Below are 20,002 nucleotides of genomic sequence, written 5' to 3' on the forward strand. Positions count from 1 at the left end.
CATTATCTCAACAACAAGACATCACCCATTTTAGAGAAAGTCTGGCCTGTTTCGAATACACCCTCGATCTTATAAACATATACACCTTCCTGACATAGCTGGCCTTTGAAATATCCATTCCATCCCCTGGTCGGGTCTTTCGTTTCGAAAATCAATTGTCCCCAACGATTATAGATGGTCAGATGGTACGAACGGGTCGGACTCAACACCGGAGGATAGAACAACCAGTTCTGGTAACCACGGTCGCTGATCTGGTCGCTGGGCTCTCCGTCTGTTTTTGGCTTAAAGGTATTCGGGAAGATCACATCGCCCGCATTTTCCAGTTCTACAGCGCCCGGAATGGTCAGGGTAGTGACGCATTGTGGATCGGTATATGTCCCTGTAGTCAGGGTAATATCATAGCTTCCTGCTTTCCGGTAAATATGGTCAGGATTCATGGTCGTATCGATAGCCGATCCGTCACCCCAATCCCAACGATACCATATATCATATGGCTGTCCGAGACTATTCTGAGCCGTCGTATAATTAAAGGCACGAAGCGTCTGTCCTACCCACAGGAAGTCAGGTTTGACCTCGAAGGCAGCCCTTGGTACGGGATGCACCACTACCTGCTGTGTCGTGACACTTGGGAAGGCAGCATCACCGGTAACTGTAAGCGTTACGGTATATGTCCCTGCATCCTGGTAGGTATGTACCGGATTTTCCAGGCTCGATGTGGAGCCATCACCGAATGACCAGTTATATACCTTACCGTTCCGTGAATTATTTTTAAACTGAACCTCATACGGCATACAGGCGGGAGGCACCGAATCAAACCTTGCCACAGGAACAGGCGCATCTATCTCTACCACCATTGTCTTGGAATTGGGGCATTCGTCGTTCCAGGTGCTTACATTCTGCGTGATCTCATATTTGCCCCATGCATTGATGTGTACCGGGGAAGGATCGGGCAGGCTGGAAATAACACTGGGTGTTCCCGAACCTTGTTCTGCCAACGTCCAGCTATACCTCAGATTATTTTTATCAGCTGCCGGGATCTGGTTGGTGATGGTAATCGGCGCATCAGGATAGAACTGGAAGGATGGTGTAGCCACAAAATCAGCTACCGGTTTTCCGTATACCACGATCTCTTTGGTTACACTATCAGTACAGGTTCCCGACCACACTTTCAGCTCAACCTGATAAACTGCTGTATTAGACATACTTTGATTATCAAACGTATGGATCGGGTTGATCTGTGATGAAAGCACATTGTCGCCAAAATTCCAGATCACATTACCGTCGCCATAACCCCTAGAGCCATTCGTGAATTTCACCTCAAGCGGAGCGCAACCTATGGTATCCCCAACCGTCACGAAATCCGCCCTCACAAATGGGAACACGGTAATGCCTGTCGAAGTGGAGGCCGTACAACCCCATACATTCTCAGCAATCAACTCCGGATGTACCAGCGTATTTGAAGCCTGGGTGTTCGAATAAATATGTTTGGTCAAGGTACTCACCGCATAGGTAGTATCAGCCGAAACATCCCCGTACTCATAGACATACATCATACCGGTAGCCGGATTGAGATATGACTTGTTGGTAAAGATAACTTCCAGTGGCTGGCATCCCTGGTTCACGGAAATATCAAAATCGACATGCGGTTCCGGATACAAAGTAAAAGGATGGGTAACCGTATCCCTGCACCACTGGTTGGATGCGGTCAGCAATACTTTCAGATACTGAGGATTACTATTGCTCGGATTTACATAACGATTGCTGGGCAACGGACCTGTCTGGGTCGGATAACCAGGACCAAAATTCCAGAGGTACTGGTTGGCACCCGTTGACTGATTGGCAAAACGGGCATCTACCGGGGAACAACCATCCGGCGGACCGTCGAACTCAGCTATTACTTCCGGACCGACGGAGATGTAGGTACTCGATGAATTCTCACAAACATGCCAGCCAAAAGTATTGGATGAAGTGAGCGTCACCAGATGGTTATTCATCCGGCTTCCCGAAGTATTACTATACTTGTAATAAAACGGATTGGTATCATATACATCCTTTTCATATGTATCCCCGAAAGACCAGTTATATTTAGTGGTCAACAGGTTTGACTGGGAAGTATTGGTAAATAACACGGAATCCGGAGGACAGATATAACCCGTTACATTATGGATAAATGTTGCATTCGGAATAGGATACACGGTGATCAGCGTATCTTTGTTCTTATAGCATTTCTCTGCACCTATTCCGTTTTCCGCCTGTAACCACACATGATACACTTTCTTGGCAGAAGGAGAAGGATTGGCAAAAACAAAATTTAACGGATCTACTGTAGCCACACCATAATTCGGATCGCTGGGATTCGAAGAAACAGGCAGGCCATCGGCGGGTTTCGTGGGCATATCCCAATACCAGCGGAAAACCTGCGATCCTCTGGATATATTACGGATACCTGCGCCAAATGGAGCACATCCCGCTGTATCAGCCGTGAAATCTACGGTTAAGACGGGCATCACCTTAATAGTCTTCAGGGAAGTATCCTGACAGCCAAACTCATTGGTCGCCTTAAGGGTCAGCGTCTTAAATTCTGCAAAGAATGTCTCATTATTGAACTGATACAAGGTATCCGCACCCCTGTTAGGTACGCCGTCTACTTCCCATAAATACTGGGTAGCAGCCGTATTAACACCAGTACCCGGAGGAGAACCCGGAGTCCACTGAAGATTGTCGAACCAAAGGCTTTCCGGAGAACAGAGGAAAGCAGGTGCCGGGCTTGTCTTATCTGATGCGTAAAGTGTATATTCAGCTTTAGGTGCAGGACGGACAGTCACCGGTTTGGTAACATCGGCGCTACAAAAGTATTGCTGGGGCGTACCGGAATTATAAACGGCAGTGGCTGTCAATTTAACATTCACTACATCGGATTGGGAATATTTATTCGGAGCAGCTACCCGGCTCTGGAAAACCCACGAAGGATGCGGAACAGTAGCATCTGCAACATTATCTTCGTCAAAATCCCAGGCATAAGACTGGATATTCTGCGCAAAAGAGGTGAATTGCGTCGGGATCCGGGAAGCAGGCGTTACTTCCGACTGATCGCACACTTCAAAAGAATTGGCTGAAAAATCGACCTTCAGTTTAGGATATACAGTTATGGTCCGGCTCAGGGAACCGGAACAGAAATTACCATACCTGTCTTTATTTACCGTACTCAGGGCATTCAGGGTCAATACCCGTTGAATGGCCGTGGGCATATCATTGATATAGGTATGGGGTACCTCTGTATTGAATGGAGCAGGATCATCCGCCGTTAAATCACCCCAGTTAAGGAAGTAAGTGACATTGGCTTCATTGGCGGTATTTTTCGCTTTGATCAGGAAGTCTGCACATCCCTTATCATCAGACAGATCCATAGATGTCACAGGATCCGGATGGACGCGTAATGTCTTTGTCGCAAAGTAACTGAGACATGCGTTGGCCCCGACTTCGGCAATGAAATATTTCGTATCCCCGACAGTACCTGTAGCCCTGTAGGGATTGCCATAGAAAACCATATTGGTGGTAGAATCGGTGTACCAATTGACGCTCTTTCCGGCATCCAGATCAAACATGGTCAAGCCGTTATGGCAATATTCCATAACATCAGAAGCCGGAGCTGCCGGTGTTTTCCTGATTTTCAACGATGTAAAGGTGGTGTCGCTGACACAGTTCTTATCATTGAATACATACACACCATATCTTACATCGGCTTCGTCCAGCGGACCGGTATAATTCAATACCGCAGGCAACGCATTCGGGTGGGTCGTATCATCCGCCACATTGATGGAAGACTGGTTATTTGCCGTATTGATCGGAATATCCGCGCCATCGATCCGGTACCAGCGAATATAATTATCTGTTACACCATCCGTATTTTTACCAATACCGGTGGCCTGCACCAACTTATTCGCCACTGAAGAACAATAGGTCGGACCGGTTAAAGCCGGAGCATTAGGTGTAGGATTCACAGACACAAATACAGTATCCGCATCACTACGGCACCCTCCATCCTCGGCTGTAAGGTAGACGAAGAAATTGGTAGTACCTGTAACGGTCGGGGTAAGCGTACCTCCATCCTTTACAATAAATCTATATGGATACCAATCCAGGGTCGATCCGGGGTCGCCCTGAACCAGGGTAGCGTTCAACTGTACCTGATCCCCTGCACAAATCGTGATGTTCGGACCGGCATCTACAATAGGTTTAGGTACCACGGCGACGTATTGTTTCGCCGGAGGAGCCGTACAACCAAAATTATTGGTTTCCTGCACCGTAATATACCCTTTCCATGGCAAAGCCGGAGTAGGATATTCATAAACCTGAAATGCGCTGTTATCCGGAGAAGGAATGGACGGATGACCGGGTACCGGTGTCGGAAGTTCTTCATAACTCCAACTATATGTAGAGCCCACGGTGGAAGGATTAACATCATACAGTATCCTTGGTTTACTTCCACCGACACAATTATCAGTTGGAGGAGATATTTTGGTATTTGGTATGGGATTGATCTGAACACGCACAAGCTGTGCTGCTGAGTTATTAGAACAAACTTTTGCCGGATTAACCTGGAAAGAAAGCTGTGGAAGAACGCTGATAGTCACGTTTTTTTGCGAACCACCCCACATGGTATTGGGTGGAAAATAATCACTACGCCGTGTCGTATCGCCTACAAAAGCAGGAAGGTTACCTGTTCCGTTGGTCGGGAAATTATTGAATACCGGTGATGTAGCCAACGGCAAAGACTGCATTTCGTTAAAATATCCGGTTTCAACTCTCCATATATAATCATAGGTATAGGTATTGCCACCGGGATTATCAGTCTGTACGCTAAAAGCAGCCGGATTGATCGGATCTCCCGCACATGCGGTCATATTGGCATAAGGTGTCAGCTGTGGTACCGGAGCAACCATCATCGTGAACGTTTTGGGATCACTGTAACATCCGTCTTTTAACGACTTCACCGTATAAGTAGCCGTTAAGGTCGTCAATGTGGCATTTACCGTATTAAAACCGGGCACGGCGGAACCGATATTATTGGTTTCATATTGATAGGGTAACCCGATCCTGTCCCCACTGGGGGTCCACTCATACGATATACCTGTGAAACTACTGCTGAATGTCGATGTAGCTGTCAACTCACTGGTACAGTAAATCTGATCTGCAGGAACAGTAACATCCGGGGTCGGCTTAATGATGACCTTAAATTTAACGGTATCTCCCTGGCATCCGTTTACTTTGGCCGATGCCTCGAACTGACCGGTCAGGTTACCAGGCCCTGCATTTTCTTTAGTGGTGAAACTCGGAATATTCCCTGTTCCCGTAAGATTTAAAGGAGTAGTGGAATTACCACCGGAAATACCGGCATTATCCAATATCCATTTAATATCTCCCGATGGGGTATTCGGCAGGTTATCTGTCTTTATCTGGATGCCCGGCACCGTTATTTCCGGACACTCCCGTAGATCCTGGATCACCGACATCTTAGGCGCAGGCTTTAAAGTATACGGTATATATAATGTATTTACCGAGGAACAGAACTGACCCGATACGGGAGATTTATCCGATGATACGGCGGTCACTTCAACTGTAGCCACCTTGTTCGAAGAAGTATAATTCTTGTTCTTCCCGGCGGTAAATGCAGGGATATTTCCTGTCTGCGGGGTGGTCGGAAGGCCGACATCCACACTGGTGTTCCAGTTATAGGTAACCGTTACTCCTGGCTTGGTGATCTGGGAGGAGAAATTAATGCCACCAACTGATTCCCCGGGACAGAACGGTGCCGGAGTCGTTACCGGATTAATTTTAGGAGAAGGATATATCGTATAGGTGAATGTAGCCGGAGTGGTATTCACACAACCGTACTGGGTCGTTGCGACTACCTGTACGGTAGCCACCCAATCATCCGGAGAATCATTGGTCCTGGGCGGGAAAGAAGGAATATCCCCTAAACCGCTGCCTGTTTTTCCTACATCATCACCGGTAAAGGTCCACTGAATCTGACTGATCTGTGCTGCCGGTATATTACTGCTGGAAAGCGTCACAGCATCAAAGACCTCCGACGTGGTAGAACAGAGCGCCTGGTTATTGATGGCTGAGATCAATGGTGTGGAGTGTGCAGTTAAGGTCACATCTGTCGGATTACCGTCACAGCCGTTCAACTTCGGAACCACCCTGACCACCATAGCCATATCAGATCCGGTAGTATTGACAGGTATTTCTATAGCGGTAACGCTGGAAGCACCTATTGTATGATTAAAGTTGTCCCCACTGGTGGTAAACGCATAAGAAGGAACATAAGCATATTCCGGAACAGGAACAATACTGTTGAAATAAGTACCCGGCGCATTGGCTCCGCAAAGCTCCTGGGAAGGGATCGACTTAATGATCGGACGGGGCTTCAATGTAACCGTGAATGATTCGGTAGCCACACAACCTTCCGCCGTAGACTTAACGGTCACGGTACCCACGCGATTGGTAGCACCGTTATTATCAGCCGTAGTGAATACGCTGGTAGTATATTCTTCGGGACTGACCGATCCCGGAACCAGAATAGCCGGACGGTCGGTGCCGGATAATCCCGTATTTTGTCCTGTATAGGTCCAGGTCATGGTAGCATTGGCCACACCCGTAGAGAAAGTGGTCAGATCCGACTGGGTCAGGGATTCGTTGGAACAATATTCCTGATTCGGATTAGTCAGTGTAATATCAGGACGTGGATTAACTTTCACCGTAAAGGTCTCCGGATCACTGGTACATCCGTCTACTGTAGCTGTCACTTTCAGATCGCCGGTTTCTGCCGTCACGCCGGAAGTAAGGCCGGCTTCCAGATACTTCAGATAAGGAGATACATTAACGGTAGCGGTTCCGTCAGACATTCCCGAATTCGGATGCGCTCCTGGATCTCCTGCCCAGGTATAGGTAACCGGTTTATTCAATGCAGGATTCAGGGACAATACAAAACTTTCCTGCGGGCAAAGCACCTTATCGGAAATAGGTGATAAGGCCGGTTTGGGTTTTACCGTTACATTGAATACCATGGGGATTGCGTCACAACCATCTAGCGAACCTACCACCGATACCGGATAGATCTGGTTGGTGGTGGTATTGTTGGCAGGCGCCGTAATGACTGCCGGATTTCCTGTAGTGGTGGTGCCATTAAAGGTCCATTTGTAGGTAACACCTGTCAGACCATTGGCATTTGTAAAGGTTATGGTTGAATTGTCAGTCGGACAAAGAGAAATATCCGCTACCTGTGTGGTTATCGGAACCGGCTTAAAAGTAATGTCGATGGTAGCCTGGGCCGCGCTTCCGCAATTACTGGAAACCGTCCATCCAAATTTATATACGCCAGGCACGCTGACTTCAAATTCGGTAACGGGGGAAGTAGACGGCATAGCCGGGGAAACAACCGTTCCTGGACCTGAAACCAGTACCCATTCTCCACGTTCCCAGGGTTCCATTCCTCCTGGGTCCGTAGTAGTGCCGGTAAGTTCTTTCTTCAATCCGCAAACGACCGTAGAGGTCGGTTCTATTTTAGACGGATTGGGAAGTGCTTCGAAAGTCAGTTTGATCCGGTCGGAACAGCCTGCGCCTGCCGGATTATTCCATTCTACCTCGTACACACCCACAGCAGTAGCTGTAACAACGGCCGAAGGATCTGTCACATTACTGAAAGAAATAGGATCCGCCGGATTTACTTTTACCCAGTTGGCTCCGGCTCCGGCTGTGGCGGTCATGGTAATGCTAGGTCCACAGGTGCTTTTATCCCCTCCGGCATCAAGATTGGCTGCCGTATTGATCTGATGGGTACCGGAAGGAGTACCGGTACAGGTCAGGGTCCCTACAGTCTGGGTTACACTGGTAATAGTCACATTAGTAACATCTGTACCTTCCTTGATCATGGATGCGGGAACGGACAAAGAGGCTCCTGCTGCTACAGTTACTGTCTGAGAACCTGCACCTAGTTTATCAGTAGTATAGGTTACCGTATAAGTTCCTCCGGCATTGCCGGATAATACAAAATCAGGTGGATTGATGGTAGCATCCGTTTTTTCACAGATATTCTGGCTTCCGGACAATGTAGCCGTAGGCGTCTGACGTATGATAATGGTAGCCGAACCAGAAGGTTGACCGGTACAAAGTCCACGGTCCTGGGTCACGGTTAGCACTTCAAAAGTATAAGTACCTGGACGTGTGGTCGCCACAGGATCAAATGTAATCAGTGGTATATTTATATTAGCACTGCCCGAACCTCCAGTTGTGCCAGCTATGGTTAATAAAGTCTGAGACCCCACAGGCGTCCCTCCTTTTCGCAACTGCCACACAATCTGCCAATTAGAATTTTTGATACCTGTAGCGTTTAAGGTAATATTTACGGAAGCAACATCATTACAAACAGTTTGAGAACCTGTTACCGATGTTTTGGGAACAGGTAAAATCGTATGCTCCTGGGATAACATCGGAGATGAACAAAACTTATCTGCCTTACCAGATCGGTTGGCTGCTGAACTATATCTGAATACAACCCCAATTGTTCTCTTTATTCCGTCTGCTAAAGTGGTAGTTTCCGTAGTTTTACTCTGCGGATTATTTGTTCCAAAGTATGTACCATCCCATGTCCAATAATTTTGTGTGTTGACAGTTTCGTTGGATGCCCCAGACTGCCCCACTAATGTTATAGGATTTGGAGTCGGTGAAGTTTGCCATAAATAACTTGTATTGGAACATAAGTCATCTGTCGGCTTGTTTACCCAGGTAGGAGCAGATAGTACAGATCGTTTGAGAACCTTTGCCGTACCCGTAATCTTAGGCGAAGCCGTTGAGGTACAGCCGGTTGTCAGGTCTTTTAATTGAGTAATTTTATAATCTGTTACCGTTCCGTTGGCCGGATTGGCGGTAATGGTCGTAGTATAAGGTACAGAGGTAAAGGTATACTGGTTGGTTTCCCCATTGGTCAGGGTCACTTCCACCTGGTATTGCCCGCTGGTATTTCTTTTTGCATATACCCCGTTCAACGTCAGGTCAATGGTTTCATCCGGGCATATTTCCCCGCCATTGGTCAGGTTGGCCATAGGCTGAGGATTTACCGTCAGGTTAAAAGTAGTGGATGCACCCGGACATTTATCACAGGTACTCCCTGTATAGGTATAACGACAGGTTCCGGAAACGGGGAATTGAGTCCCGTTCACCCATTCTCGATGCACCCGGATCTGTATTGTGTTGGTAGCCGGAGCTACCGGATAGCTTTTCAACTTGATGGTGGCATTTTGTCCGGTAGCATCGGTGGGTGTTAACTCCAGAAGATTTAAAACATTCCCGGGATCTCCCAGAATCCATGTAGATCCGTTATTGATGCTGTATTCCCAGACAAACCGGGTAGCGCCGCCATAGGTTTCGGTATTTGGGGCTCCAGGATAGCTCAACGTAAGTACTTCGTCCGGACATCCTTCTTTTTTCCCGCCTGGTGTTCCGGGTGCACCGGAAATATCATTACGTATCACCCATGTGATCTTCGCAAATTTAGATTCACAGGTATAGGAAGTACCGGGGGTTTTGTCATCAAAACGGTAACGCACCCAGAACACATATTCTCCGGGAACATTGGGTTTTACCCGGTATGAATCAAAAGCAGCCGGAACATCCGCAGACGAAGTGGGATCGAACTGGTTACCGGTACCGCTTCCCGTATATACCTTTGTCCGGACCAGCGGACCGACGGAACCGCCATTGTCCGCATACCATTCGTATTCTCCGGGAACCATGGCCCCAAGAGCCGCTTCATGCTCAACAGTTACAGTATAATTCGGTGCAATCGAATACTGCCCCGAAAAGCAAAAAGTGAGTGTGGCATCCTTAGGATCCGGCGGAGCCGGTACTACCAGTATTTCAGCGGTAATAAGGTCATAATCGCCGGGAAAAGGATTACAATAATTCCAATGCCGGGCTTCGATAAAAAAACGTTGCCCCGCCGTAGTTACATTCGGCGGTATATGTATATTTTGTGTGGTTTCATTTATATTCTGATTCAGAATAAAACCTGAAATTGTCCTTTCCGTTTCCGAATAAGGAGTAGCCACTCCTAAAGGATCCGAAACAGGCGTGGAACCAACGGTAACCTCAGGTATATTGCTGGCACCGACTCCATATACGAACTGTACGACACGGTCTCTCTGATTGGTATAATAATCCAGAATTTCTTCTCTCGGATCCCGGTTACATGCTAAAATGGTATTATCTGTAAAAGTGATGTTTACTTCCTGCTTTTCACAAACAAGGAATACCTGCTCATTGGTAATATCATCCTTAAATACCAATTGTCCCATTCCCTGACTATCTCTTGACCAAACGGTTACATTGTATATTTCTTTATTTAAACAGGTATATCCTCCTGTTTTTGAACGAATATAGGATTGAGACTGGTAAACACAATCATTAGAAACGGGATAAACATGTGAAACTTGGTTAGTTATTTGATAAGTAGTTGTTCCATCGCCATTATTCGTAGCAGTCATGGTTCCAGCGGCTATCATAGCAGCAACATCCCATTCATCTGTAGTTCCATCACCCCAAATGTAGCCCAATACCAGATCATTAGCCGGCAAACTCACATGGCTTACCGTTCTTCTAATGGTAACTTTATAATCACGTGGGGCGCAATATTGAGCATTAAGTGTACCCGGACGGGTATCATTATCTTCCCATATAGCACAATTCTGAGCATTTACTTTAGGATTAAAAATGATTATAGTGAAGAATAAAAATACGGCCTTTAAAATATTTTTATACCCCGGTGTGTGTTTATAGATAAATTGCGTCATAATTATATCACTTCAGATCTGAAACATTCATTAAAAAAACACTATTTCCTGAAAACTACAGGTTATACGTATACACAGTTATTTTCTACGTATACGGAAAAAAGAAAAAAAGGTTTATTCTTTTTGATTCATTAATTAAGTTGTAAAAATACAAACAATCACTTAATCAACAACAGGATTTAATGATCGATAAAACAATCAAAAGACACACAACACCTTAATTCAATTCGCATCATCAATCTTGTTTAATGGAATCGTCGGAATACTCATTCTATCTGAAAAATGAAACGACCTCAATAATATGATTGAAGTCGTTTCCTGCAAATGCTGTTTTTTACAGTCCGTCAATTATTCTTTTATAATCTGCCGGACAGTTGTCCCCTGACTGGTAGTGACCTTTAACAAATAGGTTCCCGGCTGCAAACCAGATACTGAGATTTGGGATGACCGTTTCGCATACTTCACCATTTTTCCATTGAGGTCATAAATTTGTATGGTGAGTATATCCGAATCGGCTTGGACAGTCACGTCATTCACCACCGGATTGGGATAAAACGAAATTTCAGGTTCTTGTTTTTCCATTAACTTTTTACTTTTTTCAGTAGAATTTTCCTTTTCTGAAAATAGGCCAAAGTCGTAATCGACCGCTATGGGTAAACGGTCCATCACGGCTGCTCCGGCCATGCGTTCTATAATACGGATTTCTCCATCCACTTCTTCATAAGGCATCAGCATATAATAATCCGGGAAAATACTCCAGGAGACCTGACAGGTATAAACTTTGGCAGCTACTGACACAGTCACATCTTCCATAAAATTACCGAACGAATCGAACAACCCCATTCGTGTGTTTGTTGTTACCGGCACGTTAACCACCACCCGGAATGGAGTATCTATATATACCTTATGAAAATTCCGTTCTGAAGTATTCAATACCAAATGGCTTTGTAATATCGTAGAAGTTGATACAGGACCGGAAAATACCGAGTAACCTGCTATCCGGGTAAAAGAAAAAGGCAGTTTATCTACCAAATGGCTGTTGGCTGGCCTTTCTATGATCTGCCGGATACCGTTCTCCATAATATATGGCTGGATCATATAGCTCCCGGAAGTCATTGAATTCGAAATACGACAGGTATACGTATAGCTTGATCTGGAAATATGAATATCTTCCACGAAAAAGTTATTGGTTTTGAATAAGCCGATCTTAACGGAATCGGGATGTGCTGTAGTATGGGCATATATTTTAAAAGTTTCGCCCGACCGGGCTTCATAATAGTCGGGCCGCGGGCTTTCGTCCAGAGCCAGATGATCCAGTAATTTCAGATTAGCTTTTACTTTTACCTGATATTCCAGATAAATCAAACTGGGAAAACTTGCATTCGTCATTTTACAGATCAATATTTTTCCGGCATTTTCTTCCCCGGGTACAAACCTGCCTGAATCGTTGTCCTGAACATTAACACTCCTGGAATTATTTTCGCTAATATACTCCCACCATCTATAATTGGTATAATTCCCATTTACAATATATTCACTGCTTAAATCTATTTCCTGATCATAAGTAACTTCTCCACCGTCAATTGTTTTTTGCCGGTCGTAACTGTAGCTAGGTATATTCAAAACAGGCAAAGCTGAAAATTTCAGAAAATTGTAATTACAGCGCACAGTGTTCAGTTGGCTGGTTTGGTTAATATTCAGGCTTGTTAACTGACATGAAGTACAGGTTAAACTTTTCAGATTAACATTTTGCCTGACATCCAAATTTCTTAACGGATTATTACTGCATTCTAATTGTTGCATTAAAATATTCCGGGAAACATCCAATGTATCAAGTTGGTTTGCACCACAACTCAAGTTAGTTAATAAAATATTTCCTGAAACATCCAGACCGGTCAATTGATTCCAATCACACGATAATTTTTTCAGGTTTATATTTTGACTAACATCCAGATATACCAGTTGATTTGAAGAACAGCTCACATTGGTAAGATTAATGTTCCTTGATATATCTATATCTGCTAATTGATTAAAATGACACTGTAAATCGATCAATGAAGCATTATTTCTAAGATCCAAAGATACCAATCGATTATGACCACAAGATAACATTCTCAATAATAAATTATTCGACACATCTAAAAAACTTAGTTGATTTTCTGTACAAATTAGGGTAGCCAAATTAGGATGAGTACTAACATCCAGACTATTAATTTGGTTATAATCACAAGTCAATGAATTCAAATTAGGATTGTTCGATACATCTAAACTCACTAATTGATTCCTCTGACAGTTTAAATTGATTAAGTTCGTATTTTGGGATATGTTTAAAGTTCCTAATGGATTAGAAGAACAATCCAATGTTTCCAGATAGCTATTTTGAGTAACATTCAGACTACTTAAATCATTGGTGCGACATACCAATGTAATCAGATATTGAAATTTACTGCAATCCAATGATCCAGACAATCGAGGTTCTGATAGCCCTCCATAGGTAAATCCTGTCAACCTTTGGGGATTATTCGAATTCCAGACACAAATTCGGGCAGTGTTCAATTTAGTGATCCAATTCTCTGATACAGTCCAGTCAAGTGTATCTGTAACAGACAGGCCTAATGCTTCCAAATTTAATTTTCCGGATACAGTAGAAGGTTGCCTTAAAAACGTACGCAACCCTTCCTTATCGTCTTCATGATAGTTTTGCGAGAACACTTTTCCCGAGCAAAACAACAAGACTCCTGTTAAAATTAAAGCGTAAATTTTTTTCATGGTAAAATAATTTAGGTTAATAAAAATTTAAATAGATATTTGTTTCCCATTTACTTGATCAAACCCTTTCAATAGTATAATGCGTATTTAATTACTCTTAATTTATGAGATTTTTGTTTCGTATTTATATAAATTTCATTATTATTTCTCGAAAAATAATGAAATTTTACACACTTTGTTTTATTTTTTCATATTTTTATTTAAAATTTATATCAAAAAGCGCTTTTGTTCGGCAAAGTCTCCGGACTTCGTCAAACAAAAGGAAAACTCCTGCTTTACATGTATACAAGAAAGGAGTTTGCTTTTAGCGAACCACCTTATCAGTAGGCATTGGCGGCCATAATATTCGTTAATCATCATTTTAATTAAGAAATACATCAACAAGCAATACGAAGAAGTTCCAATTAATAATACAAATGATCAAATCTAAAATTTCAAAATGTGTATATTTCAGCCGGCTTTGTGAAAAGGTTTTTCCACAGGCACAATGAGATCATTTTTATTTTAGGTTAATAATTTATGTTATAACGCATTATATAATACAAACAAAATATCCGTCATAAATGTTCAATGAGATATTTTTTATTGATTATTACACATTGAATATCTTTAAGCCATTCATATTATAAACTTAGCGTAAGCCCTCGTGAGTAATTATCTAAACGAAATATGTGGACGTATTTATTGGAATCTATATAATAAGTAATATAAAACAATTAATGCTATATTTACTGAACACAATTCACTTGATCAATGCAACTTAAGAACACTGAGTGTTTAAAATCAGCATATCGTCATTCAAACTTATTAAAAAATGAATCGACAATGACCACCAATACAAAACCGAAGAGGATCAACATCCCTATGATCTGGGCATATTCCAGCAAGTCATCACTGGGATTATATAATTGACTGGTACCTAATTTACCGACCCATTCTTCCAGTAAATGCCAGCCAAATGCATCCGAAATCGCCATTTCGGAAACTTCCGGATCCATGTTGCCGGTTTCTATCGAAAGTTGATGTAAAAATACGTGTAACCCTTCTTCATCTGTTTCGTGACAGATCTTTGAAAACGCTATTTCCGAAAAAGATACTCCCCATAGTAAAAATAAAAAATATCCTTTTTTCATAGTTTCCTGTTTATTAGTGAATATTCTGTATTATTCCTGATAATTACAATTAACAAAAATGCCGTATAAAAGTTCAATAAATTTATCCGGTACACTTATAAAACACATACATAATCATCTTTCCCACAGCACACTTCCGTCATGCTGTCCCAATAAAACATAGAAGGGCTATTTCCCTCTTTTGGCATAAAAACAAAAACAAATGTTAAATTTGTCATTTATTTAAACTTTTCCGTCATGAGTCGACGTTGGAACAAACTTTGGATCGGTTTGGTATCAGGGATCGCCCTGCCACTGCTCTTATTCTTTATTTTTTACCTGATCATGTATGCCCACATCCCTTTCGGGGAGTACCTGGTGTATTCCGCCAAAATGCGCGCATTGCCAAAAATACTGAGTCTGTGTGCGATCCCTAACCTGATCATTTTTTATCTTTTCCTGAATAAGGAATACTGGTATGCTACACGCGGGATCATTGCCGCCACCCTTCTCCTTACCCTGGGAGTGGTGGCCGTAAAACTATTTGTTTAAAATTCCGTATATTTAATATTATATAAACCGTTTTTATATGAAACACTTCACATCGGTACATGATGTTTCGAATCTGGACAAACTGATCAAAAAGGCGTTTGAGATAAAGGCCGACCCTTTTAAGTACGAAACTGCCGGACGGCACAAAACAATGGTACTGTTGTTTTTCAACTCGAGCCTCCGTACACGTTTAAGCACCCAAAAAGCAGCCCAAAACCTGGGAATAAATACTATGGTACTGAACATCAATGAAGATGGATGGAAAATCGAGACGGAGTTCGGAGTGGTCATGAATGGGGATAAGGCAGAACACATCAAGGAAGCTGCTGCCGTGATCGGACGTTACTGCGACATTATCGGGGTCCGGTCTTTTCCGGGACTGAAAGATCGCGAAGCCGACTATTCCGAGCAGGTCATTAACCAGTTCATACAATATGCCGGTGTGCCTGTCGTCAGTATGGAATCGGCAACAAGACACCCGTTGCAGTCCTTTGCCGACATCATTACCATTGAACAATACAAAAAAAAGGAGCGTCCCAAAGTATTGCTTGCCTGGGCCCCTCATTGCAGGGCGCTACCTCAATCCGTTCCTAATTCTTTTGCGGAATGGGCCGTTGCTGCCGGATACGAGGTGATCATCACTCATCCTGAGGGCTATGAGCTGGATCCTTCTTTCACCAAAGGCGCCACGATCGAATATGACCGCAAAAAAGCGTATGCCGGAGCCGATTTTGTTTATGCCAAAAACTGGTCTTCCTACCATAATTACGGAAAGATCCTCAATGAAGACCTGGCGTGGACGGTCAATAGCGAAAATATGGCCTTGACCGATCATGCGAAATTCATGCACTGCCTGCCTGTCCGTCGTAACCTGGTAGTTTCGGATGCTGTTATAGACGGACCTGATTCGATAGTCATCGAAGAAGCTGCGAACAGGGTGGTTTCGGCACAGACAGTTCTCTGGGAAATATTAAATAACCTATGACCGGAAAAACCGAAAACCTGATGTCTCAACAGGCAGTTGAACTTCTGATGCGTTTGATCGCCACTCCTTCCCTAAGCAGGGAAGAAGAACAGACGGCAACCATCATCGAATCGTTTCTGCTTGGACAGGGATGCCAGACATTTCGTAAAGGAAACAATATCTGGGTGCATTCAACCATAGATAGGAACTTACCTGTTATCCTGCTCAATTCGCATCATGACACGGTGAAACCATCTTCCTCATGGACAAAAGATCCTTTTGCGCCTGTTATTGAAGATGGAAAACTTTATGGGCTCGGTAGTAATGATGCCGGGGCTTCTTTGGTCAGCCTGATGATGACTTTCCTTCATTATCACCGGCAAAAAGACCGTAGGTTCAACCTGATCTATGCGGCTACAGCCGAAGAGGAGATCACCGGCAAAAACGGGATCGCACTGATCCTGGATGACCTGGGACCTCTTGACCTGGCCATTGTCGGGGAACCGACACAAATGCAGATGGCTGTGGCTGAAAAAGGCCTGATGGTGCTTGATTGTGAAACACACGGAAAAACCGGGCATGCTGCGCGGGAAGAAGGGATCAATGCTATTTACCTGGCGTTGGATGATATCGCATGGTTTCGTCACTTCACATTTCCCAAAACATCCGGCTTGCTGGGAAATGTAAAAATGACCGTATCGGTGATACAGGCCGGTTACCAGCACAATATTGTCCCGGATAATTGCCAGTATGTGGTTGATGTCCGGACAAACGAGCATTACCGGAATGAAGAGGCATTGGACATCATCCGTAAACATGTAAAAAACAGCATTATCACACCAAGGTCTACCCACATCAACTCCTCTTCTATTCCCCTGGAACACCCGATCGTCAGGAAGGGACTTTCTTTGGGCTTACAGCCTTTCGGATCACCAACGACATCCGACCAGGCCCGGATCCCTTATACGTCCGTCAAGATCGGTCCGGGAAATTCAGCCCGTTCACATACTGCCGATGAATTTATCTTTTTAGATGAAATAGGACATGGGATCGACATATATATTAAATTATTAGATAATTTTTCGTTCAATTAGCTCTAAATGCCTTTAAAGCATCTGTTTATCTTTATTATTGGGTTGAACCTGTTTCGGGCAACATTCGCTTTGGATGTCGATAGCATCGAAATCAGGTTAAGTACCATTGTCTCTGATACGGAAAAAGTAACAGAGTACAATAATATTGCCCGTAAACTGATGTCTGAACCGGTGAACGATTATGATGTTGCACTCAATTACCTGAATAAAGGATTAAAAATTGCCGAACAAACACAAAACTTAAAAGGAGAAGCCGAACTTCTAAGAACCATCGGGATTGCCTATTTCCACAAAAAAGATTATGATTTAGCCATATCAAATTTTCAAAAAGCACTGGAAATTTCCCTGCAATTGAAAGACAATGAGGGTATGGCCCAGAACTATTATAACATCGCCATATTATACCGGGAACAATCAAAATTGTACTATTCCCTCAACCACTTATTAAATGCTCTTTCCCGTTGGAAACAATCAGGCAATAACGAAGGCATTTTAAGTGCCTATATCGAGATTATCCGGCTTTACCAAAGCATCCAGGACTATCCCTTAGCAATCAATTATGTGGAGGAAGCGCTGAAAGTAGCCCATGAGACCGGAGATAAAGCCGGAGAAGCGTCCTTGCATGACATGCTTGCCAGGATCAATCTGGCAATGGGTAACGTCTGGGACGTCGAAGATAATTACGCCCAATCTTTACAGCTTTATGAAGAATTGAACGATCAGTTGCAGGTAGCACGGATCACTCAAAATATAGCGGCTAACCTGTACCTGAATGATCCGGAAAAACGTCTGGCATTATTGCGGAAATCCGCGTCCATATATGAAGCGCTTGACCCCGGTAATCCCACATTATATTCGATATATAATAACATGGGAAATATTTTTATGGTTGAGTCGAGGTCTGACAGTGCTGAATTTTTCAAGAAAAAAGCCCTGGATAAGGCCATTTTATCGAAAAGCACCCAGACCCAGGCTTCTGCATACTATTCCTTAGGACGGTATTATCTGGACAATCATTCCTTAAATAAAGCCGGAAAATTTTTCAATGAAGCCTATCTTCTTTCTATATCAGCCGGTACTACGAATATACAGTCAAATGCATTATCAGGCCTGATCGCAGTAAAAGAAAGACAAGGTAATTTTACCGATGCCATGGTAGAACTTCAAAAGTACCAGGCAGTAAAGGATTCCCTTTTAAGATTCGAAAGTGAAAGGGATAGTTCTTTATTAAACATGCAATATGAATTTGAAAAGGCAGAAAGAGAGCAGAATGAAGCGATAAAAATGGAATTACAGCAACAGGAACAAGCCATCAGGCAACAGCGTTACATCGTTTATTCCATCATAACAGCCCTGCTGTTCATCGTTATCCTGCTTGTCTTTATTGTACGGGGAAACCAACTGAATAAAAAGGTAAACAATCAGTTACATAAGCAACAGAAGGAAATCGAAGAGATCAACGAAGAATTGCAGGAATCCCATAATGAACTTTCTAAATATAAAGACAGGCTGGAAGAGAGGGTACATGAACAAACGGCTAAACTACAACAAAGCGAGATACAGCTACGTACCCTCAGCGACAATCTTCCGGGAGGCTGTATGTACCGGAAGCATGTACTGGCTAATGGCGACGAAAGTATTTCATATATCAGCAGCACAGCCCAGAGGTGGATAGGTGTAACTCCCGAAGAGATCAAAAAAGATATCCATACCTTCTATCATCGGATCAATAAAGAAGACCTTGAGGAAAAAATCCGGCTGGAACAGCAAAGCATACAGACTATGTTGCCGTATTCCTGCGAATTCCGCCTTAATAAAAACGGAAAAGAGGTTTGGTTGCTCGAAAATGCCATGCCTCATCTGGATGATGATGGAAATATCGTATGGGATGGTATTGCTGTTGATATTACCGACAGGAAAGAATTTGAGGCGGAATTGATCCGTGCAAGAGTACAGGCTGAAGAATCGGATATGCTCAAATCATCCTTCCTGGCAAACATGTCACATGAGATACGTACGCCGATGAACGGCATAGTAGGCTTCCTGAGCTTTCTGGAACAGGATAACCTACCTGCTGCTAAACGCCAGTCTTATATCCGGATCATCCGGAGCAATGTACAGCAACTGCTTCAGATCATAGAAGATATTATCGATATTTCCAAAATAGATACACATCAGTTGGCGCTACATCCGGTTAGCTTTGACCTGAACAACCTTATGGAGGAACTGGATGTATTCTTCTATGACATCATCGCCCGAAATGATAAAAAAATAGAATTAATCCTGGACCGGAGACAATTCCGCTATCCATGTTTCATCCAGTCGGACCCGATCCGCGTTCGCCAGATCCTTTCGAACCTGATCGGTAACGCCATAAAATTCACCCTTAAAGGATATATTCGTTTTGGCTATTTATTGAGAAAAGATGCTTCCGAACTTTTGTTTTTCGTGGAAGATACTGGAATTGGCATTCCTTCTGACAAGAAAGAATATATTTTCGAACGGTTCAAACAACTGAACGATGATCCGTTGAAAATGTACGGAGGCACCGGGCTCGGACTGGCCATTTCCAGGAATCTGGTTGAAATGCTGCATGGAAATATCTGGGTTGAATCCGAACCTGATATCGGTTCTGTTTTTTATTTTACCTTACCTTATTTG

General features: G+C 43.5%; 7 protein-coding genes. 4 read left to right on the forward strand and 3 right to left on the reverse strand.

From position 1 onward, the window contains the following. Positions 1-2 precede the first annotated feature (2 nt). The 3 genes from LBQ60_18345 to LBQ60_18355 all read right to left on the reverse strand — a co-directional run bounded on the left by LBQ60_18345 (position 3) and on the right by LBQ60_18355 (position 14,752). Positions 3-10,850 (reverse strand): PKD domain-containing protein, encoded by a 10,848-nt coding sequence (locus LBQ60_18345; GenBank protein MDR2039886.1) that lies wholly within the window; start codon positions 10,848-10,850, stop codon positions 3-5. Positions 10,851-11,198: 348 nt separating this feature from the next. After that, positions 11,199-13,619, reverse strand: coding sequence for a T9SS type A sorting domain-containing protein (locus LBQ60_18350; GenBank protein ID MDR2039887.1), 2,421 nt, complete (start codon positions 13,617-13,619; stop codon positions 11,199-11,201). A 794-nt stretch (positions 13,620-14,413) separates the two neighbouring features. Beyond that, a complete protein-coding gene (locus LBQ60_18355) occupies positions 14,414-14,752 on the reverse strand; it encodes a hypothetical protein (protein ID MDR2039888.1) in 339 nt (112 codons plus the stop codon). A gap of 237 nt (positions 14,753-14,989) precedes the next feature. Between LBQ60_18355 and LBQ60_18360 the strand changes: the two genes are divergently transcribed. The 4 genes from LBQ60_18360 to LBQ60_18375 form a co-directional block, all read left to right on the forward strand. After that, positions 14,990-15,283: a hypothetical protein gene (locus LBQ60_18360; GenBank protein ID MDR2039889.1), complete on the forward strand. Its 294-nt coding sequence runs from the start codon at positions 14,990-14,992 to the stop codon at positions 15,281-15,283. 37 nt (positions 15,284-15,320) lie between these two features. After that, the gene (locus LBQ60_18365; GenBank protein MDR2039890.1) at positions 15,321-16,268 is read left to right on the forward strand and encodes an N-acetylornithine carbamoyltransferase; all 948 of its coding nucleotides are present in this window, start codon (positions 15,321-15,323) and stop codon (positions 16,266-16,268) included. Next, a complete protein-coding gene (locus LBQ60_18370; protein ID MDR2039891.1) occupies positions 16,265-17,341 on the forward strand; it encodes a M20 family metallo-hydrolase in 1,077 nt (358 codons plus the stop codon). The genes LBQ60_18365 and LBQ60_18370 overlap by 4 nt, the downstream gene beginning before the upstream one ends. 6 nt (positions 17,342-17,347) lie before the next feature. Further along, positions 17,348-20,002, forward strand: a 2,655-nt coding sequence (locus LBQ60_18375; GenBank protein ID MDR2039892.1) for a tetratricopeptide repeat protein, incomplete at its 3' end; no start/stop codon positions are given.

It is taken from the genome of Bacteroidales bacterium (genome assembly GCA_031275285.1).
In the GTDB taxonomy this organism is placed as follows: domain Bacteria; phylum Bacteroidota; class Bacteroidia; order Bacteroidales; family UBA4181; genus JAIRLS01.

Excerpts from the sequence above, each read along its gene's own strand:
- LBQ60_18350 (MDR2039887.1), bottom strand. The coding sequence starts at position 13,619 with ATGAAAAAAATTTACGCTTTAATTTTAACAGGAGTCTTGTTGTTTTGC.
- LBQ60_18355 (MDR2039888.1), bottom strand. The coding sequence starts at position 14,752 with ATGAAAAAAGGATATTTTTTATTTTTACTATGGGGAGTATCTTTTTCG.
- LBQ60_18370 (MDR2039891.1), top strand. The coding sequence starts at position 16,265 with ATGACCGGAAAAACCGAAAACCTGATGTCTCAACAGGCAGTTGAACTT.
- LBQ60_18345 (MDR2039886.1), bottom strand. The coding sequence starts at position 10,850 with ATGACGCAATTTATCTATAAACACACACCGGGGTATAAAAATATTTTA.
- LBQ60_18365 (MDR2039890.1), top strand. The coding sequence starts at position 15,321 with ATGAAACACTTCACATCGGTACATGATGTTTCGAATCTGGACAAACTG.
- LBQ60_18360 (MDR2039889.1), top strand. The coding sequence starts at position 14,990 with ATGAGTCGACGTTGGAACAAACTTTGGATCGGTTTGGTATCAGGGATC.